21 protein-coding genes are annotated in these 21,720 nt (G+C 73.3%); 13 read left to right on the top strand and 8 right to left on the bottom strand.

Annotated features, from left to right (window positions below; all coding sequences use genetic code 11):
• Window positions 1-123 precede the first annotated feature (123 nt).
• Genes KBX08_RS21535 through KBX08_RS21500 form a run of 8 tightly spaced genes read left to right on the top strand, consistent with a single transcriptional unit; the run spans window position 124 to window position 8,802 of the window.
• On the top strand, window positions 124-1,800 hold the full coding sequence (locus tag KBX08_RS21535; RefSeq protein WP_210785230.1) for an HAD-IIIA family hydrolase: 1,677 nt from the start codon (window positions 124-126) through the stop codon (window positions 1,798-1,800).
• The gene (locus KBX08_RS21530; RefSeq protein WP_210785229.1) at window positions 1,797-2,771 is read left to right on the top strand and encodes a glycosyltransferase; all 975 of its coding nucleotides are present in this window, start codon (window positions 1,797-1,799) and stop codon (window positions 2,769-2,771) included. Before KBX08_RS21535 ends, KBX08_RS21530 begins: the two co-directional genes overlap by 4 nt.
• Complete coding sequence (locus KBX08_RS21525; RefSeq protein WP_210785228.1) at window positions 2,756-3,973, top strand: glycosyltransferase; 1,218 nt, start codon at window positions 2,756-2,758, stop codon at window positions 3,971-3,973. Before KBX08_RS21530 ends, KBX08_RS21525 begins: the two co-directional genes overlap by 16 nt.
• Window positions 3,970-4,686 (top strand): SIS domain-containing protein, encoded by a 717-nt coding sequence (locus KBX08_RS21520; RefSeq protein WP_210785239.1) that lies wholly within the window; start codon window positions 3,970-3,972, stop codon window positions 4,684-4,686. Before KBX08_RS21525 ends, KBX08_RS21520 begins: the two co-directional genes overlap by 4 nt.
• A gap of 40 nt (window positions 4,687-4,726) precedes the next feature.
• Window positions 4,727-6,187, top strand: coding sequence for a PfkB family carbohydrate kinase (locus KBX08_RS21515; RefSeq protein WP_210785227.1), 1,461 nt, complete (start codon window positions 4,727-4,729; stop codon window positions 6,185-6,187).
• Window positions 6,184-6,885 carry an SDR family oxidoreductase gene (locus KBX08_RS21510; RefSeq protein WP_210785226.1) on the top strand — a complete coding sequence of 234 codons (702 nt, stop codon included), beginning with the start codon at window positions 6,184-6,186 and terminating at the stop codon, window positions 6,883-6,885. Before KBX08_RS21515 ends, KBX08_RS21510 begins: the two co-directional genes overlap by 4 nt.
• A complete protein-coding gene (locus tag KBX08_RS21505; RefSeq protein WP_210785225.1) occupies window positions 6,882-7,835 on the top strand; it encodes a glycosyltransferase family 9 protein in 954 nt (317 codons plus the stop codon). Before KBX08_RS21510 ends, KBX08_RS21505 begins: the two co-directional genes overlap by 4 nt.
• A complete protein-coding gene (locus KBX08_RS21500) occupies window positions 7,819-8,802 on the top strand; it encodes a DNA topoisomerase IB (protein ID WP_210785224.1) in 984 nt (327 codons plus the stop codon). Before KBX08_RS21505 ends, KBX08_RS21500 begins: the two co-directional genes overlap by 17 nt.
• Window positions 8,803-8,956: 154 nt before the next feature.
• Here KBX08_RS21500 and KBX08_RS21495 read toward each other — a convergent pair whose 3' ends face one another.
• Together KBX08_RS21495 and KBX08_RS21490 are read right to left on the bottom strand one after the other, a co-directional pair.
• Entirely contained in the window at window positions 8,957-9,991 is a 1,035-nt protein-coding gene (locus KBX08_RS21495; RefSeq protein ID WP_210785223.1) for a helix-turn-helix domain-containing protein, read from the bottom strand.
• 9 nt (window positions 9,992-10,000) lie between these two features.
• Window positions 10,001-10,762 (bottom strand): TetR/AcrR family transcriptional regulator, encoded by a 762-nt coding sequence (locus tag KBX08_RS21490; protein WP_210785222.1) that lies wholly within the window; start codon window positions 10,760-10,762, stop codon window positions 10,001-10,003.
• 82 nt (window positions 10,763-10,844) lie between these two features.
• Here KBX08_RS21490 and KBX08_RS21485 point away from each other — a divergent pair, with 82 nt between their 5' ends.
• Window positions 10,845-12,395 (top strand): MFS transporter, encoded by a 1,551-nt coding sequence (locus tag KBX08_RS21485; RefSeq protein WP_210785221.1) that lies wholly within the window; start codon window positions 10,845-10,847, stop codon window positions 12,393-12,395.
• On the opposite strand, the gene KBX08_RS21480 is transcribed toward KBX08_RS21485, so the two are convergent.
• The 4 genes from KBX08_RS21480 to KBX08_RS34465 all read right to left on the bottom strand — a co-directional run bounded on the left by KBX08_RS21480 (window position 12,385) and on the right by KBX08_RS34465 (window position 15,858).
• Window positions 12,385-12,888, bottom strand: a complete 504-nt coding sequence (locus KBX08_RS21480) for a hypothetical protein (RefSeq protein ID WP_210785220.1) — start codon at window positions 12,886-12,888, stop codon at window positions 12,385-12,387. The genes KBX08_RS21485 and KBX08_RS21480 overlap by 11 nt on opposite strands.
• An 88-nt stretch (window positions 12,889-12,976) precedes the next feature.
• The gene (locus KBX08_RS21475; protein WP_210785219.1) at window positions 12,977-14,608 is read right to left on the bottom strand and encodes an ATP-dependent DNA helicase RecQ; all 1,632 of its coding nucleotides are present in this window, start codon (window positions 14,606-14,608) and stop codon (window positions 12,977-12,979) included.
• Window positions 14,609-14,681: 73 nt separating this feature from the next.
• Window positions 14,682-15,632 (bottom strand): TIGR03557 family F420-dependent LLM class oxidoreductase, encoded by a 951-nt coding sequence (locus KBX08_RS21470; protein ID WP_210785218.1) that lies wholly within the window; start codon window positions 15,630-15,632, stop codon window positions 14,682-14,684.
• A gap of 100 nt (window positions 15,633-15,732) precedes the next feature.
• Window positions 15,733-15,858, bottom strand: a complete 126-nt coding sequence (locus KBX08_RS34465) for a hypothetical protein (protein WP_255750123.1) — start codon at window positions 15,856-15,858, stop codon at window positions 15,733-15,735.
• A 217-nt stretch (window positions 15,859-16,075) separates the two neighbouring features.
• On the opposite strand from KBX08_RS34465, the gene KBX08_RS21465 reads away from it, so the two are divergent.
• Window positions 16,076-17,566 (top strand): glycoside hydrolase family 3 protein, encoded by a 1,491-nt coding sequence (locus KBX08_RS21465; RefSeq protein WP_210785217.1) that lies wholly within the window; start codon window positions 16,076-16,078, stop codon window positions 17,564-17,566.
• A 9-nt stretch (window positions 17,567-17,575) separates the two neighbouring features.
• On the opposite strand, the gene KBX08_RS21460 is transcribed toward KBX08_RS21465, so the two are convergent.
• The gene (locus KBX08_RS21460; protein ID WP_210785216.1) at window positions 17,576-17,863 is read right to left on the bottom strand and encodes a GNAT family N-acetyltransferase; all 288 of its coding nucleotides are present in this window, start codon (window positions 17,861-17,863) and stop codon (window positions 17,576-17,578) included.
• A complete protein-coding gene (locus KBX08_RS21455; protein WP_210785215.1) occupies window positions 17,860-19,086 on the bottom strand; it encodes a cysteine desulfurase-like protein in 1,227 nt (408 codons plus the stop codon). The genes KBX08_RS21460 and KBX08_RS21455 overlap by 4 nt, the downstream gene beginning before the upstream one ends.
• Window positions 19,087-19,182: 96 nt before the next feature.
• On the opposite strand from KBX08_RS21455, the gene KBX08_RS21450 reads away from it, so the two are divergent.
• The 3 genes from KBX08_RS21450 to KBX08_RS21440 all read left to right on the top strand — a co-directional run bounded on the left by KBX08_RS21450 (window position 19,183) and on the right by KBX08_RS21440 (window position 21,703).
• Complete coding sequence (locus tag KBX08_RS21450) at window positions 19,183-19,548, top strand: hypothetical protein (RefSeq protein ID WP_210785214.1); 366 nt, start codon at window positions 19,183-19,185, stop codon at window positions 19,546-19,548.
• 59 nt (window positions 19,549-19,607) lie between these two features.
• The gene (locus KBX08_RS21445; RefSeq protein WP_210785213.1) at window positions 19,608-20,429 is read left to right on the top strand and encodes a DUF1206 domain-containing protein; all 822 of its coding nucleotides are present in this window, start codon (window positions 19,608-19,610) and stop codon (window positions 20,427-20,429) included.
• Between the two features lie 83 nt (window positions 20,430-20,512).
• A complete protein-coding gene (locus tag KBX08_RS21440) occupies window positions 20,513-21,703 on the top strand; it encodes a mechanosensitive ion channel family protein (RefSeq protein ID WP_210785238.1) in 1,191 nt (396 codons plus the stop codon).
• Window positions 21,704-21,720: the final 17 nt, after the last annotated feature.

Here is a 21,720-nt window from a genome sequence, read left to right as displayed (position 1 = left end):
ACAGTTGACCGGGTTAGCTTCTCTCGAACGGCGGGTAAGGCCGACCCGGGGCACCGCTGGCGGCGCTGGCCCACCGCCTCGACGACGACGTTTACTCCTCGGGGCGCAGGGAACCCGCCGGCTGTGCGACAGGACCAGGAGGATCCGTATCAGCGCAGGTCAGCCCAGGTGTACGCCGCTGCTGACCGCGCCGGTTCGGGGTCTGTCGCAAGCCCCCGACACGTGCTCTACGACGCGGTGCTGCTGGACCGCGACGGCACCCTGATCGAGGACGTGCCGTACAACGGCGACCCGGAGAAGGTGCGGCCGGTGCCGGGCGCGCGGGCGGCGCTGGACCGGCTGCGCGCGGCCGGGCTGCGGCTGGCGGTCGTCACGAATCAGTCGGGCCTGGCCCGGGGTTACTTCACCGGTGAGCAGATGCGGGCGGTGCACGCCCGCGTCGAGGAACTGCTGGGCCGTTTCGACGCGTGGCTGGTCTGCCCGCACGACGACGCCGACGGCTGTGACTGCCGCAAGCCGGCGCCGGGTCTGGTGTACGCCGCCGCCCGCGAGCTGGGCACGACGCCGTCCCGCTGCGTACTCGTGGGCGACATCGGCCGGGACGTCGGCGCCGCCATGGCCGCCGGGGCCGCGGGGGTGCTGGTGCCCACCCCGGTGACCCGGCCGGAGGAGGTCGCCGCCGCCGGGTGGGTGGCCACCGATCTGCCGGCGGCGGTGGCGGAGATCCTGCGCCGCCAACAGGCCGTGCAGCCCTCGAACCCGCCCACCGAACCGGTACGGACGGCGCTCGTGGTCCGCTCGGATTCGGCGGGTGACGTGCTGGTCACCGGCCCGGCGATCCGCGCCGTCGCGGCCGGAGCGGAGCGGGTGGTGCTGCTGTGCGGGCCACGCGGTCGGGCCGCCGCCAAGCTGTTGCCCGGCGTCGACGAGATCATCGAGCATCCGCTGCCGTGGATCGACCCCGCGCCGCGGCCGGTCGACCCGGACGCCATGCGGAGCCTGTCCGCGCGACTGGGCGCGGTCGGCGCGGACCAGGCGGTGGTGTTCACCTCGTTCCACCAGTCCGCCCTGCCGCTGGCCCTGCTGTTGCGGATGGCCGGGATCGACCGGATCGCGGCGATCAGCGACGACTATCCGGGCGCGCTGCTGGACATCCGGCACCGGGTGCCGGTGGGCGTCCCCGAACCCGAACGCGCCCTCTCGTTGGCCGCTGCCGCCGGCCACCGGCTGCCCGACGGCGACGAACCGGTCCTGCGGCTCCGCCGGGACGCCGTGCCGTCGCGCCCGGCCGACCTCGGCGATCCCGGGTACGTGGTGCTGCACCCCGGGTCGGCCGCGTCGAGCCGGGCCTGCCCGCCCGAGGTGGCCACCCGGATCGTCGGGGCGCTGGCCGACGCCGGGCACCGGGTGCTGGTCACCGGCGGCCCGGACGAGCGCGCGGTCACCGCCCGGGTCGCCGCGGCCGGCGGCACCGACCTGGGCGGCCGCACCGACCTGGCCGGGCTGGCCGCGATCGTCGCGGACGCCAGCGCGGTAGTGGTCGGCAACACCGGGCCCGCGCATCTCGCGGCCGCCGCGGGTGTGCCGGTGGTGAGTCTGTTCGCGCCGACCGTCCCGTTCGGCCAGTGGGGGCCCTACCGGGTGCCCACCGTCCGCCTCGGCGACGCCGCCGCTCCCTGCCGGGACACCCGGGCGGCCAGTTGCCCGGTCCCCGGGCACCCCTGCCTCAGTGGCGTCGACCCGGGCGATGTGGTCGACGCGCTCCGGACCCTCGCCGTCAGCGGTGGTGGCGGCCGATGAACATCCTGCTCTGGCACGTGCACGGCTCCTGGACCACGTCGTTCGTGCACGGTAGCCATCGCTACCTGATTCCCACCACACCCGACCGCGGCCCGTACGGCCTCGGCCGGGCCCGCACCTACCCGTGGCCGGACAGCGCGGTCGAGGTCAGCCCGGAGGAGTTGCCGAGCGCTGACGTCGACCTGGTCATCCTGCAACGCCCCGAGGAGATCGACCGGGCCGAGCAGTGGCTTGGTCGCCGCCCCGGCCGCGACCTTCCCGCGATCTACGTCGAGCACAACACCCCCAAGGGCGACGTGCCGAACACCCGCCACCCGATGGCTGACCGCGACGACCTGCTCATCGCCCACGTCACCGGGTTCAACCAGATCTTCTGGGACACCGGCGCCACCCGCACCACAGTGGTCGACCACGGCATCGTCGCCCCCTCCGCGTCCTACACGGGCGAGTTGGACCGGCTCGCCGTGGTGATCAACGAGCCGGTACGGCGAGGTCGGGTCACCGGCACCGACCTGCTGCCACAGTTCGCCGAGATCGCGCCGCTGGATGTGTTCGGCATGGGCGTCGCCGGCCTGGCCGACCACCTCGGGCTGCCCGCCGATCGGCTCACCAGCCACGACGACGTGCCCCAGGAGCGGATGCACACCGAGCTGGCCCGGCGGCGGGCGTACCTGCACCTGTGCCGGTGGACCTCCCTCGGGCTCAGCCTCATCGAGGCGATGTCGATCGGCATGCCGGTCGTCGCGCTCGCCACCACCGAGGCGGTGATGGCGGTGCCCCCGGAGGCGGGGGCGCTCGCCACCCGGACCGACACCCTGCTCGACGCCGCCCGCCGGTTCATCGCCGAACCGGCTACCGCGCGCCAGGCCGGAGCGGCGGCGCGAACCGCCGCGCGCGACAGGTACGGCCTCGACCGTTTCCTCGCTGACTGGGACCGGCTGCTGGAGGAGGAAGTATGCGGATCGCGATGATCTCGGAGCACGCCAGCCCGCTCGCCGTCCTCGGAGGGGAGGACGCCGGCGGCCAGAACACGCACGTCGCGGAGCTGTCCGCAGCGCTCGCCGCCGCCGGGCACGACGTGCGGGTCTACACCCGCCGCGACGCGCCCGACCTGCCGGTGACCGTCCGCAGCCCGGACGGGTACGACGTGGTGCACGTGCCGGCCGGCCCGGCCGAGCCGGTGGCAAAGGACGCGCTGCTGCCGCACATGCGGGAGTTCAGCAACTGGCTGATCGAGCGGTGGCGCGGCGGCGACTGGGTGCCCGAGGTGATCCACGCGCACTTCTGGATGAGCGGACTGGCCGGGCTGACCGCCGGTAGGCAGACCGGGGTGCCGGTGGTGCAGACGTACCACGCGCTGGGCACTGTGAAGCGTCGCTACCAGGGGGTGCAGGACACCAGCCCGGCCCGACGCGTCTCCTACGAGCGGGAGCTGGGCCGCTCGGTGGACCGGATCGTCGCGCAGTGCCGCGACGAGGTGGGCGAGCTGGTCCGGATGGGTGTGCCCCGGTCCCGGATGACAGTGGTGCCGTCCGGGGTCAACCTCGCCACCTTCGCCCCGCTCGGGCCGGCCGCCGACCGGGAACCCGGACGAGCCCGCATCCTCACAGTGGGTCGGCTGGTCGAGCGCAAGGGCTTCCAGACCGTGATCCGCGCGATGGCGCTGGTCCCGGACGCCGAGTGCGTGGTCGTCGGCGGCCCACCCGAGGGGCTGTTGGAGACCGACCCGTACGCCCGCCGGCTGCGGGCCCTCGCGGAGTCGTGCGGGGTGGCCGACCGGGTGCACCTGGTCGGCGCGGTGCCCCGGGAGGAGATGGGCCGCTGGTACCGCTCGGCGGACCTGCTGGTGGCGGCGCCCTGGTACGAGCCGTTCGGGTTGACCCCGCTGGAGGCGATGGCCTGTGGGGTGCCGGTCGTCGGCACGGCCGTGGGCGGCATCCGGGACACAGTTGTCGACGGGACGACAGGTGACCTCGTGCCGGCCCGGGACCCGCGCGCGCTGGCGACCGCGATCCAGGGGTTGCTCGACGACCGGATCAGGCGTTTCGCGTACGCGACGGCGGCGCGTGAGCGGGCCCGCGAGCGGTACTCGTGGGCGGCCACCGCCGAGCGGCTGGTCGAGGTCTACAGCGAGGTGGCCGCCGTGCGCCGGCCGACCCGGGTGGTGGCCTGATGCCGACGGGCAGCCTGCTCGACACCCACCTGACGAATCTCGCGGCGGCGCTGGTGCCGTACCGACGGTGTGAGCGCCAGCTGGCGCGCTGGGGCGCGGACCTGGCCCACCGGTTGGCCGCCGGGGGTCGGCTGCTGGTGGCCGGCAACGGTGGCAGCGCCGCCGAAGCCCAGCACCTCACCGCCGAGCTGGTCGGCAAGCTGCACGACGACCGTCAGCCGCTGTCCGCGATCGCGCTGCACGCCGAGACGAGCGCGCTCACCGCCATCGCCAACGACTACGGCTACACCGACGTGTACGCCCGCCAGGTGCGCGCCCACGGCCGCGCGGGCGACATCCTGCTGTTGCTGAGCACCAGCGGAACCAGCCCCAACCTGGTCGCCGCCGCGCAGGCGGCCCGCGACGTCGGGGTGACCACCTGGGCGCTCACCGGCGTCGCCCCCAATCCGCTCGCCGACGCCTGCGACGACGTGCTGGCCGTCGCGTCCCCGGACACCCAGGTCGTCCAGGAGCTGCACCTGGTGACCAGTCATCTGCTCTGCGAATACCTCGAACAGGAGTTGCCCGCCGCGCTGGCGGCGGTCGCCGACCCGGCGGTCGTCCACCCCGTGCCCGGGGGGCCCGCACCGTCCGGTCGGCTGAGCGCCGCGCCGGTACGCACCGGGGTCGAGGTGGTGCTCGACGGTGGGCCCGGACAGCAGGTCGACGCGTGAGCCGGACAGCAGGTCGACGCGTGAGGATGAGGAGGCAAGCGTGAGGGGACCGGTGGTGGTGCTCGGGGACACCCTGCTCGACCGGGACGTGGAAGGTGTGGTGAACCGGCTCTGCCCGGATTCCCCGGTGCCGGTGCTCGACGAGACCGTGGCCACCGACCGACCGGGGGGCGCCGGGCTGGCGGCGGTGTTCGCCGCCGCGCAGGGTGCCGAGGTGGTGCTGGTGACAGCGCTCGCCGACGACGCCGGCGGGGCCCGACTGAGCGCGCTGCTCGCCGCCGCCGGGGTGCAGGTGTACCCACTGGCCCTCTCCGGCGCGACGCCGGAGAAGATCCGGCTGCGGGCCCGGGGGCGGGTGCTGCTGCGCCATGACCGGGGCGGCACGTCCGGGGAGCCGGGTCAGCCCTCCGACGAGGTGCTCCGGGTGATCGCCGCGGCGTCGGCGGTGCTGGTGAGCGACTACGGCCGGGGGGTGGCCCGGCAGCCCGCGCTGCGCGACGCGTTGGCCACCACCCGCGCGCCGGTGGTGTGGGACCCGCATCCGCGCGGCCCGGCGGCCGTGCCCGGCGTACACCTGGCCACCCCGAACGAGTCCGAGGTGCGCGAGCTGGTCCCCGCGCTGCCCGGCGCCTCCCGACTGGCCACCGCGTCCCGGGGCGCCCAGGGGCTACGGCGGCGCTGGCGGGCCGGCGCGGTCGCCGTGACGCTCGGCGGCGACGGCGCGCTGCTCTGCCACGCCGGGTCGACGCCGCTGGTGGTGCCGACGCCGGGTAGCGCCGAGGGGGACACCTGCGGCGCCGGCGACCGGTTCGCGGCGGCGGCCAGCCTCGCGCTGGCCCAGGGCGCGCTGGTCTCCGAGGCGGTGCAGGTGGCGGTCGCCGAGGCGTCCGCGTACGTGGCCGGTGGGGGAGTGGCCACGGCACTGCCTCCGTCGGCGCCTGCGGTGCGGGCCAGGAGTGCGCCGGGGCCACGAGCCCTCCAGCCGGTACCACGAGGTGCTGCGGTGGCCGACCGGGTGGGAGTCGCCGCCGTCGCCACGCTCCTGGGTGAGGTACGCGCCGCGGGTGGCACTGTGGTGGCGACCGGCGGTTGCTTCGACCTGCTGCACGCCGGGCACGTGGCCACCCTGGAGGCGGCCCGGCAGCTCGGCGACTGCCTGATCGTCTGCCTGAACTCCGACGCCAGCGTGGCCGGGTTGAAGGGGCCGGACCGGCCGGTGCAGTCCGAAGGCGACCGCGCCCGACTGCTGGCCGCGCTGAGCTGCGTCGACGCGGTCCTCGTCTTCGACGAGCCGACCCCGGAGACGGCGCTGTCCTGGGTACGCCCCGACGTGTGGGTCAAGGGCGGCGACTACGCCACCGGCGGTGGGGACGCGAACGCCACACTGCCGGAGGCGGAGGTCCTGCGCCGTTGGGGTGGGAACACCGTCGTGGTGCCCTATCTGGACGGTCGTTCGACCACCGACCTGATCGTCCGCACGCTCGCGGAGCGGACCCGATGACCGCCACGCGGCCCGGTGCCGGGCCCACCGTCCTGGTCACCGGCGGCGCCAGCGGCCTCGGCGCCGCGGTGGTCGCCGCGGTGGCCGCCTCCGGTGGCCGACCGCTCGTGCTGGACCGGCAGCCGCCGGCCGACGGGGTGTCCTGGACCGAGTGCGACCTGGCCGACACGCGTGCCGCCGAGGTGGCCACCCAGCACCTCGCCGAGCAGGCCGGTGGCCTGGACGCGGTGGTGACCGCCGCCGGCACGGACGTGCCGGGCCGACTCGCCGACCTGCCGGGGGAGACCTGGGACCGGATCGTCGCCGTCGACCTGCTGGCCACCGCGGCGGTGATCCGGGCCGCGCTGCCGTTCCTGCTGACCTCCCGGGGCCGCATCGTCACCGTCGCCTCCACCCTGGGCGTCAAGGCGGTCAGCGACGCCACCGCGTACTGCGCGGCGAAGTTCGGCGTGGTGGGGTTCACCCGAGCCCTCGCCGCCGAGCTGGCCGGTCAGGTCGGCGTCACCCTGCTCATTCCGGGTGGCATGCGCACCGCGTTCTTCGACGAACGTGACCCGCAGTACAAGCCGGGGCCGGACGCGAACCTCAACGAGCCCGCCGACACCGCCGCCGCGATCATGTTCGCGCTCAACCAGCCGCCCGGTTGCGCGGTGCGCGAGATGGTGGTCTGCGCCGAGCAGGAGACCTCGTACCCGTGATCCTTGTGCTGCGCGCCCTCGGCGTCGGCGATCTGGTGACCGCGGTGCCCGCGCTGCGGGCGCTTCGGGCCGCGTACCCGTCGCGGGAGCTGGCGCTCGCCGCGCCCGGCTGGCTGGCCCCGCTGGTCGACCTGGTCGGCGGCGTCGACCGGCTGGTGGACACCGCAGGGCTGGATCGCCCTCTCCGGGTGGAGTCGGCCCCGCGGGTCGCGGTCAACCTGCACGGACGCGGCCCGCAGTCGCACCGGCTGCTCGCGGCCACCCGGCCCGGTCGGCTGCTCGCCTTCGCCAGCCCGGACGCCGGCTGCGCCGACGGCCCGCGCTGGGCTGTCGACGAGCACGAGGTGGACCGGTGGTGCCGGCTGCTGTCCTGGTACGACATCCCGGCCGACCGCGCCGACCTCAGCCTGCGTCGGACCCCTTCGGCGGGGCTGCCCAGCGGCGTCACGGTGCTGCACCCGGGCAGCAAGATCCCGGCCAAGCGGTGGCCCGCCGAGCGGTTCGCCGCGCTGGCCCGGGCACTGACCGACCAGGGGCACCGGGTGCTGCTCACCGGCTCGGCCGACGAACGGGCGCTGGCGGCCCGGGTGGCCGAGGCGGCGGGCCTGAGCTCGGAGGCTGTGCTGGCCGGCCGGACCGACCTGGGCGCGCTCGCCGCGCTGGTGGCCGACGCCCGGCTGGTGGTCAGCGGGGACACCGGGGTCGCTCACCTGGCCACCGGGTACGGCACCCCGTCGGTCGTCCTCTTCGGGCCGGTGCCGCCGGCGCTGTGGGGGCCACCACCGGACCGGCCACGGCACCGGGTGCTCTGGGCCGGCGAGGCGGATTGGTCCAGGTGGGATGGGGTAGGAAGCCACCCGACGATGGCGGCTCTGCGCCTTGACGAGGTGCTCGTCGCCGTGGCCGAGGTGGAGAGGGTGGTGCGGGTCTCCGGTGCGGTTGCGGCGTAGCGACCCGGGTCGACCGGGGTACGGACGGCGTCGGCGCGGACGGGGTTGGCTCTTCGTCGACTCGTCCGGGGCTCCGGTGCGGGATCCGGATGTCCTGGCCCGGCTGCGGGAGTTGGTCATCCCGCCGGCCTGGCAGGACGTGTGGATCGCGCCGCACCCGAACGGGCACATCCAGGCGATCGGGATCGACGCGGCCGGGCGCAAGCAGTACATCTACCACCCGCGGTGGCGGGAGAAGCAGGACGAGGCGAAGTTCGACCACATGCTGGAGGTGGCCCGGCGGCTACCGGCGCTGCGCGAACGGGTGGGGCGCGACCTGGACGGCCGTGGACTGGGCCGGGACCGGGTGCTGGCGACGGTGACCCGCCTGCTGGACATGGGGATGTTCCGGGTCGGCAGTGACCAGTACGCGAACGGCGACGACCCGACGTACGGGGTGTCCACCCTGCGCCCCGAGCATGCCCGGTCCCGGAGCGGCTGCGTGGTGTTCGTGTTTCCCGCGAAGGGGGGCATCGAGCAGGTACGCCGGATCGAGGACCCGGAGCTGTGCCAGGTGCTGGTGAATCTGCGCCGTCGTCGGCGACGGGCGGAGCGGCTGTTCGGCTACTGGGACGGCCGGGAGTGGCGCGACGTGCGTAGCGACGAGGTCAACGGTTACCTGCGCGACGCCAGCGGTGGGGAGATGACAGCGAAGGACTTCCGCACCTGGCACGCCACGGTGCTCGCGGCCACCGAGTTGGCCACCGCCGGTCCGGCCCGCTCGGTGACCGCCCGGCGGAAGGCGGTGGTCGCCGTGATGCGTGAGGTGGCGGAGCTGCTGGGCAACACGCCGACGGTGGCTCGCGCGTCCTACGTGGACCCTCGGGTGGTCGACCTCTACCACGACGGGGTGGTGGCGTCGGTGGACCCGCAGGCGCCTCGCGAGGAGGCGGAGCAGGTCGTCCTGAAGCTGCTGGAGGGGGCCTGACCGGCCCCGTCGGCGATTCTGGGGGGAAGCGCGACGGAGCCGGAGCCTCGGCGTCAGCGGGGTGCCACCGGGCGGCCGCCCGCCGCGCGAGCGGCGGGCGCCTCGCCACGGCCCCCGTTGGCGGCCCACCAGTCGATGGCCGGCCGCGTTGGTGTCAGTCTGCCGGCAGCGAGTTGACCGTGGACGCCTGGCGGTTGACGATCCGCGCCAAATCCGAGCCACTGTCACGGTGTTCCTGCGGGGTGGTGCCGTACGCGGCCCGGAATGCCCGGCTGAAGTGGGCCTTGTCGGAAAAACCCCACCGCGCCGCGACGGTCTGCACGGGCTGCCTGCGCAGCGCCGGGTCGGTCAGGTCGCGCCGGCACCGGGCCAGCCGCAGATCCCGGATGTACGACGCCACAGTGGCGTCCTCGGCCTCGAACAATCGGTGCAGGGACCGCACCGAGATGTGGTGGGCGTCGGCGACCACCTGCGGGCCGAGCGTCGCGTCGCCGAGGTGACTGTGGATGTACGACTGCACCTGGGTGAGCAGCGCCCGGCGGCGGACCTCGGTGGGCACGGCGTCCTCGGCGACGAGGTGCCGGCCGAGCATGGTGGTGGCCAGGTCGAGCCCCACCGCGCCGAGCCGGCTGGCGTCGGCGGCGTGGTACTGCTCGGGGTGCCCGGTCACCTGGAGCAGGAACTGCGCGAGCAACGCCCCGATCCCCTCGCTGCCGGACATCCGGCCGCCGTAGAGCGCGGCCATCCGCTGTGGTGGCAGTGGCAGCGCGGCGTGCGGGATCATCGTGATGATCGAGGTGGCCTGGTTCCGCTCGGGCTCGGTCGCGTGGTGGCAGACGACGTGCGGCCGGGACGCGTCGTAGAAGGTGAACTCGCCGGCCAGGATCTCGCTGCGGCGACCGTCCTGGCTGGACGTGCCGAGGCCGCCGGTGGTGAGGGCGAGGATGTACAGCTCCGGGTCGGACTGACGGACCAACTTCCGGGTACGGGTGGCGTCCAGCGACGGGTACTCGTACTGCACCAGCTGGATCGGGCCGAGAGCGGTGAAGTCGGCGCGGGCGGCGAAGTCGTCGCTGTGCGCGGACTGGATGCGCAGCGGCGCTGAGGTACGTGCGACCAGGTCCAGCCACATGCCGAACCGTTCGCCCGGTGGCAGGACCGTGGTGTCGATGGTGTGTCTCGGCAGCATGGGGCTCCCTCAGCCCGCCCGGCGTCGGATCAGCGCCTCGACGCCGTCGAGGATCCGGTCCAGGCCGAAGGCGAACTCGTCGTCGGGGTCGTCGTCCTGGGTGAGCACGCCGGCGCTCAGCACCCGGTGCAGCGCGGGGAAGCGGGCCGGGTCGATGAGCCGGGTCACCAGCCGGCTGTACGCCGGCATCATCTCGCTGGGCTCGACGCCGGCCGCCCGGCTGCCCTCGGCGATCTGCGACGTGAGGGTGGCCTCGTTGCGGACGTAGCCGGTGATCAGCAGGAGCACCGACATCTTCTCGCCCTCGCCGAGCGTGGTGCCGTCGAGGCAGCGCAGCCCGTCCTCCATCCAGCCGAGCTGCTGCGGGGTGATCGGTGGGCCGCTGATCGGCACGTGCAGCAGCCAGGAGCGTTGCCGCAGTACCTCGTGCTCGGCCCAGGCCCAACGGGTGAGGCCGGCGCGCCAGTCGTCCTCGGGTGGGGGCGGCCCGGGGGATGGGCCGTACCCGGTGTCCACCATGAGCATGAGCAGCTCGTCCTTCGAGCCGACGTACCGGTAGAGGGCCATGGTCGCGGCGCCCAGCTCCTTGGCCACCCGGCTCATCGAGACGGCCGCCAGACCGTCGGCGTCGGCCACGCGTACGGCGGCGTCCACGATGGCGGGCACGCTCATTCCCGGCCGTGGGCCCTTGGGTTGCCGCTCCCGCAGCCCCCAGGCGCTCTCGATGGCCGGCGGGAGTTCGGGCCCGCTGTCGTCTGTCTTCGCCGCCACATTTCCTCCTTGCCCCGCCATCCTAGTTCTGCGTATGGTCTACGCATAACAGCGTACGCCCTACGCAGAAGGAGAACTGGTCATGACGGTCACCACCACACCGGCACCGCGAGCGGGCCGGCGGGAGTGGATCGGGCTCACGGTGCTGATGCTGCCGCTGCTCCTGGTCTCGATGGACGTGTCGGTGCTCTACTTCGCCGTCCCGTTCATCAGCGCGGAGTTGCGCCCCACCGCGACCGAACAGCTGTGGATCTTCGACATCTACGGCTTCGTGCTGGCCGGGCTGCTCATCACCATGGGCGCCCTGGGTGACCGGATCGGCCGACGCCGACTCCTGTTGATCGGCGCCACCGCGTTCGGCGCGGCGTCGCTGCTGGCCGCGTACGCCGACAGCACCGCGACGCTGATCGCCGCGCGGGCCCTGCTCGGCGTCGGTGGTGCCACCCTGATGCCCTCGACGCTCGCACTGGTGCGCAACATGTTCCACGACGCCGGGCAGCGCGGCACCGCCATCGGCATCTGGACCGCCACCCTCACCGGTGGCATCGCGATCGGTCCGGTGCTCAGCGGCATCCTGCTGGAGTACTTCTGGTGGGGCTCGATCTTCCTGATCAACATCCCGGCGATGCTGATGCTGCTTCTGCTCGTCCCGCTCCTGGTGCCCGAGTTCCGCAACCCGGCCACCGGGCGGTTCGACCTGGTCAGCGCGGCACTGTCGCTCGGCGCGCTGCTGCCGGTGATCTACGGCATCAAGGAGATGGCCCGCGACGGCCTGAGCCCGGTGCGGGTCCTCGCCATCGTCGGCGGTCTGCTGGTGGGGGCGCTCTTCCTGCACCGACAGCGGACCCGGGCGTACCCGATGGTCGACCTCGCGTTGTTCCGCCGTCGCGGCTTCGCCGGGTCGCTCGCGGTCAACCTGCTGGCGATGTTCGCCATCGTCGGCTTCGCCATCTTCACCACCCAGCACCTCCAACTGGTGCTCGGCCTGAGCCCGCTGCGGGCGGCGCTCTGGAGCCTCGTGCCGTCCCTCGCCGTGGGCGGAGTCGCGCCGGCCGCCGCCGCCCTCGCCCAGCGCGTCGAGCGGGCGTACCTGATCGGGGCGGGGTTCGGAATCGCCCTGGTCGGCTTCGTGGTGTTGACCCGGGTCACCCCGGAGACGCCGCTGTGGCTGCTGCTCGTCGGCGCCAGTGTCTACGCGGCCGGCCTGGTGATGGTGATGTCCCTCGTCACCGAGCTGGTCCTCGGCGCTGCACCGCCCGAGCAGGCCGGTGTCGCGTCGGCGCTGACCGAATCCAGCAGCGAGCTGGGCGGTGCGCTGGGAATGGCGATCCTGGGCAGCGTGGGCGCTGCGGTCTACCACCGCGAGATCGTCGACGGCCTGCCGGCCGGGCTGCCCACCGACACCGCCGCCGCGGCCCGGGAGACCCTGGGCGGTGCGCTCGCGGTCGCCCAGGAACTGCCGGCGGAGCTGGCCGACGCGGTGCGGCACGCCGCCGCTGTCGCGTTCACCGACGGGCTGCACCTGGCCGCGTACGCCGCCATGGCGGTGATGCTGCTGGGCGCGGTCACCGCGCTGGTCGCGCTGCGCGGCGTCCGACCGGCCGACACGTCGTTGTCGTCGGTCAGTCGATGAGCACGTGCGCGAGCCGGTCGCGGAAACGCCGTTCGGAGTCGCTGACCGACTCGCCGCCGATGCCCAGCAGCCCACCGCTGGACGCGGCGCCCACCACCTGCTCGGCGATCTTCACGAGCCAGTGCTTGTACGCGCCGGCCTCACCCTCGTCGACCCGCGCGCCCAGCAACGCGCCGGCCTCACCGGCCCGCAGCAGCACGTCGTCGATGTACGCCCCGGGGTCGGCGGGCGCGATGACCGGCAACTCCTCGCCGGTGTCCGGGTCACCGACCCGGGTGACGATCTCGCCGGCCACGGCGGCGACCAGCGGGCTGGCCGACTCCCGGCCGGCGGCGATGGTCTCCAGCCCGGCCGCGGTCTCCGCCATGGTCCGGCGGGTGCCGTCGGACTCGGCGGCGCTCGCCGCGGTCAGCACCGACTGCGGCAGGCCGACCAGCAGCCCCCACTCCTCGTCGGAGAAACCGAACCCGGTGTACGCCGGCTGCTCGATCACGACAACGCCCCTTCCGCCCTGCTCTGCTTGGTCAATCGGTGCTCTGCTTGGTCGATCCACCGGGCCCGAAAGCGGCGCCCGGGTCAGGCTAGTCCAGGGTCAGCAGGCCCTGTTCGGACACCACGCGCACGGACAACGTCTTGTACCCGACCTCCTCGAAGAGGACCGTCATCTTGTCCTCCTCGTAGGAGAGCACCATGCCGGACCCCCACTCCGGGTGCCGCACCTGGCTGTGCACCGGGAACGGACCCACCGCGCCCTGGTCGGCCACGCTGGTGCCGTTGTGGCAGTTGTCGCAGTGGCCGCAGACCTGCGTCATCTGCTCGCCGAAGTAGGCCAGCAGGGTCTGCCCCCGGCAGGCCCGGGTCTCGGCGAAGGCCCGCATCATGTCGGTGCGGGACCGGGTCACGGTCTGCTGGCGCTCCGCCTCCGCCAGCGCCGCCGCGGCGGCGTCGGTCGGGGTGGGGGAGTAACGGGGCGCGCCGATGCGCTGTCGTGCGCGCGGTTCGGCCGCCCCGACCTGCTCCAACAGGGAGAGGTACTGGCCCAGCTTGCGCGGCCCGAGGCCGGTGGTTTCGCGCAGTTCGGTCTTGGTGGCCGGCTCGCGACGCAGCAGCGCGGCGAGGTCGCGCAGCTCGTCGACGTCGGGCAGGCCGCCGCTGAAGAACCGTTGCAGGCCCACGTCCTCGGCCTGCCAGAGCAGCAGCACCCGGGCTGGTTGCCCGTCGCGGCCGGCCCGGCCGATCTCCTGGAAGTAGCTGTCCGGTGAGTCGGTCAGCGCCATGTGCACCACCCAGGCGATGTTGGGCTTGTCGATGCCCATGCCGAACGCCGAGGTCGCCACCATGATGGGGACCTGGTCGGCGAGGAACGCCTCGTGCAGTTCGTGGCGTGCGCCGGCTGCCATCCCACCGTGGTAGAACTGCGCCGGGTAGCCGGCGTCGGTCAACCGGGTGGCCAGCTCCTCGGCGGCGCGACGGGTCGGCACGTAGATGATCCCGGGCCGCTCGTCGTCGCTCAGCAGCGCGATCAGCCGCCGCCACCGGTAGTCCTCGGTGGGGCAGTGCGCGACCTCGACGAACAGGTTCGGCCGGTCCAGTCCGGAGACCACCACCTCCGGCTCGCGCAGTCGCAGCCGGGCGATGATGTCGTCGCGTACCGGAGGGGAGGCGGTGGCGGTCAGCGCGACCACCGGCGGTCGGCCGATGCCGTCGATGAGGTGCCCGAGCGCCAGGTAGTCGGGGCGGAAGTCGTGCCCCCACGCGGAGATGCAGTGCGCCTCGTCGATCGCCACCAGTGCCGGCTTCAGTTCGGCGACCTCGGCCATCCGGTCCGGGTTGCTGAGTTGTTCCGGGGTGATGAAGAGGAACTCGGCCCGGCCCTCGCGGATCTCGGTGATCGCCTCGGCCTGCTGGGTCGGCGACTCGTTCGAGCTGATCCGCACCGCCCGCAGCTCCGGGCGTTGCCGCTCGTTGAGGGAGGCGATCTGGTCCTGCTGGAGGGCCAGCAGTGGGGAGATCACCACTGTGGGGCCGGGGATCAGGCTGGCCGGGATCTGGTAGATCGCCGACTTGCCGGCGCCGGTGGGCAGCACCACTAGTGCGTCGCGTCGCTTCATCACGGCGCGCATGGCGGCCAGTTGGTTGGGCCGTAGCGCCTTCCAGCCGAAAAGGCTGCGGGCCGCGCGGCGCAACGTCATCGAGTGCGTGGACAGTTTCATCGAGGGCCGGAGGTACCCGAGCCCATGACCGCCGAAACGCATTCGGACGATCATGGGCTCGTTGATGGTCGACTCAGCGCAGGCGGGGCAGGACCTCGCGCTGGTAGAGGTCGAACAGGCCCTGGTAGTGCGGGCCGGTGTTGGCCACGTAGACCTCGTCGAAGCCGGCCTTGGCGTACTGGTCGATCATCTCCAGGTGGGCGTCGGCGCTGTTGCCGCAGACGAACGCCTCCTTCAGCATCTCCGGCTTGACCAACTCGGCGGCCTGCTCGAAGTGCCGCGGCGAGGGCAGCACCTGGGACAGCTCACCCGGCACCCCCGCGTTCGGCCAGCGCTCGTACGCGATGCGCAGCCCCTCCTCCTCGCTGTCCGCGTACGCCGCCTTGAAGCCGGCCTGGCACGGCTTGTCGCCGCCGCCGTTCTCGCGGAAGCGCCGGACCATCTCGCCGTCGGGCATCGTGCTCACGTAGCCGTCACCGATCCGCGCGGCCAGGTCGATGGACTTCGGCCCGAAGCCGGAGACGTAGATCGACGGGGGAGAGTCGGGCAACGTGTAGATCCGGGCGTTCTCCACTGTGTAATGCTTGCCGTGGTGGTTGACGAAGCCACCGCCCCACAGCGCGCGCAGCACCTCGACTGCCTCCTCCAGCATCTCCAGCCGGACGTCGGCCTGCGGCCAGGCGTCGCCGAAGATGTGCTCGTTGAGAGCCTCGCCGGTGCCGACGCCGAGCACGAAGCGCCCGCCGTGCAGCACCGCGCTGGTCGCCGCCGCCTGCGCGATCACGGCCGGGTGGATCCGCACTGTCGGGCAGGTCACCGCCGTGGTCACCGGCAGCGAACAGACCTGGCTGAGCGCGCCGATCATCGACCAGACGAACGGGCTCTGGCCCTGTGCGTCCACCCAGGGGTGGTAGTGGTCGGAGATCCACAGCGCGCCGAAGCCGGCCCGTTCGGCACCGCGCGCCTGCTCCAGCAACTCGGCTGGCGTGAACTCCTCACTGGACAGGAAATATCCGATCTTCATGGCTTACCCCTTCGGCACGCGGACCTGCTTGTGGCAAGAGCCGTACCCCGGTCGCGGGGGACCACACCAGGCCCGCCGGGCCCGGATCGGCACGGCTCGCTCAGCGTCGACCGAACATCGCCCGGATCGCGGCGAGGAGCAGCAGCGCGCCGACCACCAGGCCAAGCAGGCGTACGCCGGGGATGTCGGCCGGGCTCGTCGCGTCGGCCAGCAGGACGGGATCCATCCCCGCACTCTCCCCGGGGAGCGGGCCGCCAGGCAACTGTAAGGTTTATTGACTATTGAATCGCTCAGTGTGACCATGGCAGGACCGCCTGCCGGTGGCGGTGCGCCGAGGGCGCGCGAGAGATGGGGTACGGGGGCCGCATGAGCGAGCGCAACCAGCGGATCGACGGGGGCGCACCGTCGCCGGTGATCGACATCGATCACTGCGAGGGGGCGGAGTGACCACTACCAACGGGCACCTCCCGGCGCTCGCCGCCGCCGTCCTGCAACCCGGCTTCGTCGGCACCACCCCACCACCATGGGTGTGCCGCTGGCTCGGCGAGGGTCTCGGCTCGGTGGTGCTCTTCGCTCGCAACGTCGTCGACACCGAGCAGGTGGCCGCGCTCACCGCGACGCTGCGCGCGGAACGGCCGGACGTCATCGTGGCGATCGACGAGGAGGCCGGCGACGTCACCCGGCTGGAGTCGGTGCACGGCAGCTCCCGGCCCGGCAACTTCGCCCTCGGCGCTGTCGACGACCCGGAGCTGACCGAGGCCGTCGCCCGGGACCTCGGCGCCGAGCTGGCCGCGGCGGGGGTCACCCTCAACTACGCCCCGGACGCCGACGTCAACTCCAACCCGGCGAACCCGGTGATCGGCGTCCGCTCCTTCGGCGCCGACCCGGTGCTGGTCGCGCGGCACACCGCCGCCTGGGTCCGCGGGCTCCAGGCCGGCGGCGTCGCGGCCTGCGCCAAACACTTCCCCGGGCACGGCGACACCCGGGTCGACTCACACCACGACCTGCCCCGGATCACCGCCGACCGGGACCGGCTGGACGCCTGCGAACTGGCCCCGTTCCGCGCCGCCGTGGCCGCCGGGGTGCAGGCGGTGATGACCGGTCACCTGCTGGTGCCCGCGCTCGACCCGCACCTGCCGGCGACGCTGAGTCAGCGCATCCTGGGCGGGTTGCTCCGCGACGAGCTGGGCTTCTCCGGCGTGGTGGTCACCGACGCGATGGAGATGCGCGCGGTCGCCGACCGGTACGGCTTCGCCGGGGCGACGGTCCGCGCCCTCGCCGCCGGGGCCGACGCCATCTGCATCGGCGGCGAACGGGCCGACGAGCAGGCCGCCGGCGAGCTGCGCGACGCCATCGTGGCCGCCGTCGTCTCCGGTGAGCTGCCCGAGGAACGTCTCGCCGAGGCCGCCAAGCGCGTCGGTCAACTCGCCGCCTGGACGGTGGCCGCCCGCAGCTCCGGCTCGGCCGGAGCGCGCGCCACCGCCGACGTCGGCCTGGTCGCCGCCCGCCGGGCCGTCCGGGTCACCGCCGCCCCGGGCACGACTGTCGCGCTGCCCCTGACCCGCGCGGCACACGTCGTCGAGTTCGAGCCGCTGCGCAACATCGCCATCGGCGCCGAGACCCCGTGGGGCATCGGCGGACCACTGACCGAGCTGCTGCCCGGCACCAGCACGGTCCGCTACGCCGAACCCGACGTCCCAGCCGACCCGAGCGCCGGTGCGGGCAGCCGCCCTCTGGTCCTGGTCGTCCGCGACCAGCACCGGCACGACTGGATGCGCGCCGCCGTGCACCGCGCGTTGGCCGCCCGGCCGGACGCCGTAGTGGTCGAGTTGGGCGTGCCCGAGCTGGTCACCGGGGCGGTGCACCTGGCCACCCACGGCGCCACCCGGGCCAGCGGGCAGGCCGCCGCCGAGGTGCTCACCGGCGTCCGCTGACGGTCCGCGCTACGGGAGGTCGGCGACCAGGTCGGCGTACTCGGGGTGCTTGTCGATGAACGCGGCCATGAAGGGGCACTGCGGCACCACTGTCGTGCCGCGGGCCCGGAGCTGGTCCAGGGTGCCGCGGATCAGCGTGCCACCCACCCCCTTGCCCTGAAAGCCCCGGTCCACCTCGGTGTGGGTGAAGACCAGGACCTCCCCGCGCGGCAGGTACGCGGTGAAGCCGGCCAGCGCGTCGTCGACAAGGATCTCGAAGCGGTGCTTCGCCGGGTTGTCCTCGACCAGGGTGCTCATCCGGCCATTCTCCCCGCCCGCTCGGCCAACGCGTCGAGTTCGCCGAGCAACCGGTCCACCTCGTCGGCCGTGTTGTAGTGGTAGATGCTGGCCCGCACCGCCCCGCCGCTGTCGCGCAGACCCATCAGCTGGAAGTACTCGTAGGCGTAGTAGTCGCCGACGGAGAGGCAGAACCCGGCGTCGCCCAACGCCTCCTGGGTGGCCGTCGGGGACATCCCGGCGATCCGGAACGAGACCGTCGGGCAGCGCCGCGCCGGCGAGCCGTAGACGGTGATCGCCGGCCGCCGCGCCAGCCCGGCGAGCAGCCGGTCCAGTAGCGCCTCCTCGTGCGCCTGGGCGGCGGCCAGCCCGGCCCGCAGCCGGGCCCGCCGGTCCCCGACCGCGTCCGGGTCCAGCCCCGCCAGGTGATCCACCGCCGCGGCCACGCCGGCCAGCAGCGGGAAGCTCGGCGTGCCGTACTCGAACCGGTCCGGCACCGCGTCGGAGGACGGCACCAGCTTCGCCGGGCGCAACGCCGCCCACCGGGCCGGGTCCGCCACCATCGCCGCCAGGTGCGGGCCGGACCACTTGTACGCGCTGGTGACCAGCACGTCGGCACCGAGCGAGGCCAGGTCGGTCGGCCCGTGCGGCACCGAGTGCACCCCGTCGACGTAGACCAACGCGCCGACCGCGTGCGCCGTCTTGGCGATCGCCGACACGTCCGGCATGGTGCCGATGGCGTTGCTACCGCCGGTGACCGCCACCAACCGGGTCCGCTCACCCACCAGGTCCGCGTACTGTGCCGCGGGCAGTTCACCGGTGTGCCGGTCGACCTCGGCCCAGCGCACCGTCGCGCCGGCCGCCTCGGCGGCCTGCACCCACGGCCGCACGTTCGCGTCGTGGTCGAGCCGGGAGACCACCACCTCGTCACCCGGGCGCCAGGCCGCGCCGAGCGTGCGGGCCAGGGTGTACGTCAGCGCGGTAGCGCTCGGGCCGAGCACCACCCCGGCCGGGTCGCCGCCGAGCAGGTCGGCCACCGCCGAGCGGGCCTCGGCCACCAGCTCCAACGACCGGCGACCCGGTAGGAAGGCGGCGCTGCGGTTGCCCACCGCCGACCGCATGGCGTCGGTGACCGCGTCGATCACACCGGCCGCGGTCTGGGTGCCGCCGGCACCGTCGAAGTGGACGAAGCCCTCGGTCAGGGCGGGGTACGCGGCCCGGGTGCGGGCGATGTCGAACGGCATGTCCCGGACCCTAGCCGGTGCTCCCCGTACCCTTCCCGGCCGCCAGGTGATCACCGTTGGGCGGTGCCGTCGCGGATGTCTCGTACTCTTGGCGGGGTGACGAACCGACCCGCCACCGTGCCCATTCCCACCGTCCGCCGCGCTGCCGGTCTCTTCGCCGGTCTGGCGCTCGGCCTCGCCGTGCTCGCCGGGTGCAGCTCCCAGGGCGCCTCCACCGACTGCGGGCTGGACGCCTGCACCGTCACCTTCGAGCGGGGTGTCGACGCCAGCGCCACCATCCTGGGCGTCGAGGCCAAGCTGGTCGGTGCCGAGGGTGACCAGGTGACCGTCGAGGTCGCCGGTGAGCAGCTCACCCTCACCACCGGCCAGCAGGCCGCCGAGGCCGGGGGCTTCGCTGTCACCCTGGACAGCGTGACCGACCAACAGGTCAAGATTCGCGTAGCGCGCAACCCGGGTAGCTGACCCGGGCGGGCGGCGGTGGCCGACGTTTGGGAATCTTCAGAATCGGAGATTGTGACGCCATGTCACTTACCCGTAGCGCCGAAGCCACCGCCTCCCGTACGGCGGACAGCCGGTGGCTGGAACTCCTCGCCCGGGCCGGCTTCATCGGCTACGGCATCGTCCACCTCCTCTTCGCCTGGTTGGCGTTGCAGATCGCGTTCGGCACGTCGTCCGACGACGGCGACCAGTCCGGCGCGCTGCGTACCCTCTCCGCACAGCCCCTCGGCAAGTTCCTGGTCATCGCCGTCGCTGTCGGCCTGCTCGCGATGGCGATCTGGCAGGCGCTGGAGGCGGCGGTCGGGCACCGCGCCGAGCGCGGCAAGGAGCGGGTGATGGAACGGGTCGCCTCGGCCGGCCGGACCATCGTCTACCTCTACTTCGCCTGGACCGCCTTCAAGGTCTTCTCCGACGCCGGGTCGAACAGCGCCGACCAGCAGGAGGCGTTGACCGGCAAGCTGATGACCTCCAGCGGTGGCCGGTGGCTGGTCGGCCTGGCCGGCCTGGTCGTCGCCGCGATCGGCATCGGCCTGGTGATCTACGGCGCCCGGAAGAAGTTCGAGAAGCACCTCAAGACCGGCGAGATGAACCCGAAGACCCGCCAGCTCGCCCGCCGGCTGGGCATGGCCGGATACATCGCCAAGGGCGTCGCGTACGGCATCGCCGGTCTGCTGGTCATCGTGGCCGCGGTGAACTACGACCCGGAGAAGGCCCGTGGTCTGGACGCCGCGCTGCACGCCCTGCGTGAGCAGTCCTACGGCATGTTCCTGCTGACCCTGGTCGCCCTCGGCATCGCCGCCTTCGGCGTCTACTGCTTCCTCCAGTCCCGGTACCGCAAGGTCTGAACTGGTCGATTCCCGGGCTGTCGGGCACTCTTGGGCTTTTGCCCGAAGTGCCCGACGCCTGGTCGAAGGGGAGCACCGAAGCCGTGCAGAACTATCTCGAAACGGCCGTCGCCGCGCTCGTCGCGGCGGCGGTCGCCCTGTTCCTGGTCGAGGTCGTCCACCGGTTGACCCGGCGGTTCGGCCGCCGGTCACTGCTGTTGACCGAGCTGACCGACCACGCGCACCGCCCGTTCCAGGTCGCCGCAACGGTCCTGGCCGTGCAGTTCGCCGTCCGCTTCAGCACCGGGTACGCGGTCGGCGAGAGCTGGCGTCGGCTGCTGCTGCACCTGCTCATCCTCGGCGTCATCGCCACCCTCGCCTGGCTGGTCGCCGGTCTGCTGCTCGTCGTGGAGGACACCGCGCTGGCCCGGTTCCGGGTCGACGTACCGGACAACCGGCACGCCCGGCGGGTCCGGACCCAGGTGGTGATGCTGCGCCGACTGACCATCGCGGTGATCGTCATCCTGGCCGTCGGCGTGATGCTGATGACGTTCCCCAGCGTGCGGGGCATCGGCGCCGGTGTGCTGACCTCGGCCGGTGTGGTCGGTGTGGTGGCCGCGCTCGCCGCACAGAGCCTGCTCGGCAACGTCTTCGCCGGCCTCCAACTCGCCTTCAGCGACGCCGTCCGGCTCGACGACGTGGTCGTCGTCGAGGGGGAGTGGGGTCGCATCGAGGAACTGACCCTCAGCTACGTCGTGGTGCAGATCTGGGACGACCGCCGGTTGATCCTGCCCACCTCGTACTTCACCAGCAAGCCGTTCCAGAACTGGACCCGGACGGAGGCGGCGGTGCTCGGCACCGCCGAATTCGACGTCGACTGGGCGGTGCCGGTGCAGATCATGCGTGAGGAGCTGCGGCGCCTCGTCGAGGGCACCGAGCTGTGGGACGGGCGGGTCTGCGTCCTGCAGGTCACCGACGCCACCGGCGGAATGGTCCGGTTGCGCGCGCTGGTCAGCGCCGCCGACGCGGGCAGTCTGTGGGACCTGCGCTGCCTCGTCCGGGAGCACCTGGTCGCCTGGATCCGGGACAACCGCCCGACCGCCATGCCACGGCTGCGCACCGAGCTGGGCGACTCCAACAGCAACCTGTCCTGGCAGTGGGTGCAGCCGAGGCGGCCGGCCCGCCGCCTGTCCGACACCGAGGCGCCCGACGACGCCCGTGTCTTCGGCGGCAGCGACGACGGCGACGCCCGCAGCGAAGCCTTCGTAGGCCCCGAAGAAACCCGCCCCCAATAACCCACCCCCACCCCACC

The organism is Micromonospora sp. H61 (assembly GCF_018070325.1).
GTDB lineage: Bacteria > Actinomycetota > Actinomycetes > Mycobacteriales > Micromonosporaceae > Micromonospora > Micromonospora salmantinae.
The sequence above is the reverse complement of the archived record's forward strand: the minus strand, read 5'-3'. Positions and strand labels throughout refer to the sequence as shown.

Bases quoted from the DNA above. Each gene is read 5' to 3' on its own strand.
- KBX08_RS21445 (WP_210785213.1), top strand. From the start codon at position 19,608: ATGTCACTTACCCGTAGCGCCGAAGCCACCGCCTCCCGTACGGCGGAC.
- KBX08_RS21530 (WP_210785229.1), top strand. From the start codon at position 1,797: ATGAACATCCTGCTCTGGCACGTGCACGGCTCCTGGACCACGTCGTTC.
- KBX08_RS21525 (WP_210785228.1), top strand. From the start codon at position 2,756: ATGCGGATCGCGATGATCTCGGAGCACGCCAGCCCGCTCGCCGTCCTC.
- KBX08_RS34465 (WP_255750123.1), bottom strand. From the start codon at position 15,858: ATGGATCCCGTCCTGCTGGCCGACGCGACGAGCCCGGCCGACATCCCC.
- KBX08_RS21470 (WP_210785218.1), bottom strand. From the start codon at position 15,632: ATGAAGATCGGATATTTCCTGTCCAGTGAGGAGTTCACGCCAGCCGAG.
- KBX08_RS21460 (WP_210785216.1), bottom strand. From the start codon at position 17,863: ATGAGCACCCTGGTCGAGGACAACCCGGCGAAGCACCGCTTCGAGATC.
- KBX08_RS21495 (WP_210785223.1), bottom strand. From the start codon at position 9,991: ATGCTGCCGAGACACACCATCGACACCACGGTCCTGCCACCGGGCGAA.
- KBX08_RS21475 (WP_210785219.1), bottom strand. From the start codon at position 14,608: ATGAAACTGTCCACGCACTCGATGACGTTGCGCCGCGCGGCCCGCAGC.
- KBX08_RS21510 (WP_210785226.1), top strand. From the start codon at position 6,184: ATGACCGCCACGCGGCCCGGTGCCGGGCCCACCGTCCTGGTCACCGGC.
- KBX08_RS21455 (WP_210785215.1), bottom strand. From the start codon at position 19,086: ATGCCGTTCGACATCGCCCGCACCCGGGCCGCGTACCCCGCCCTGACC.
- KBX08_RS21485 (WP_210785221.1), top strand. From the start codon at position 10,845: ATGACGGTCACCACCACACCGGCACCGCGAGCGGGCCGGCGGGAGTGG.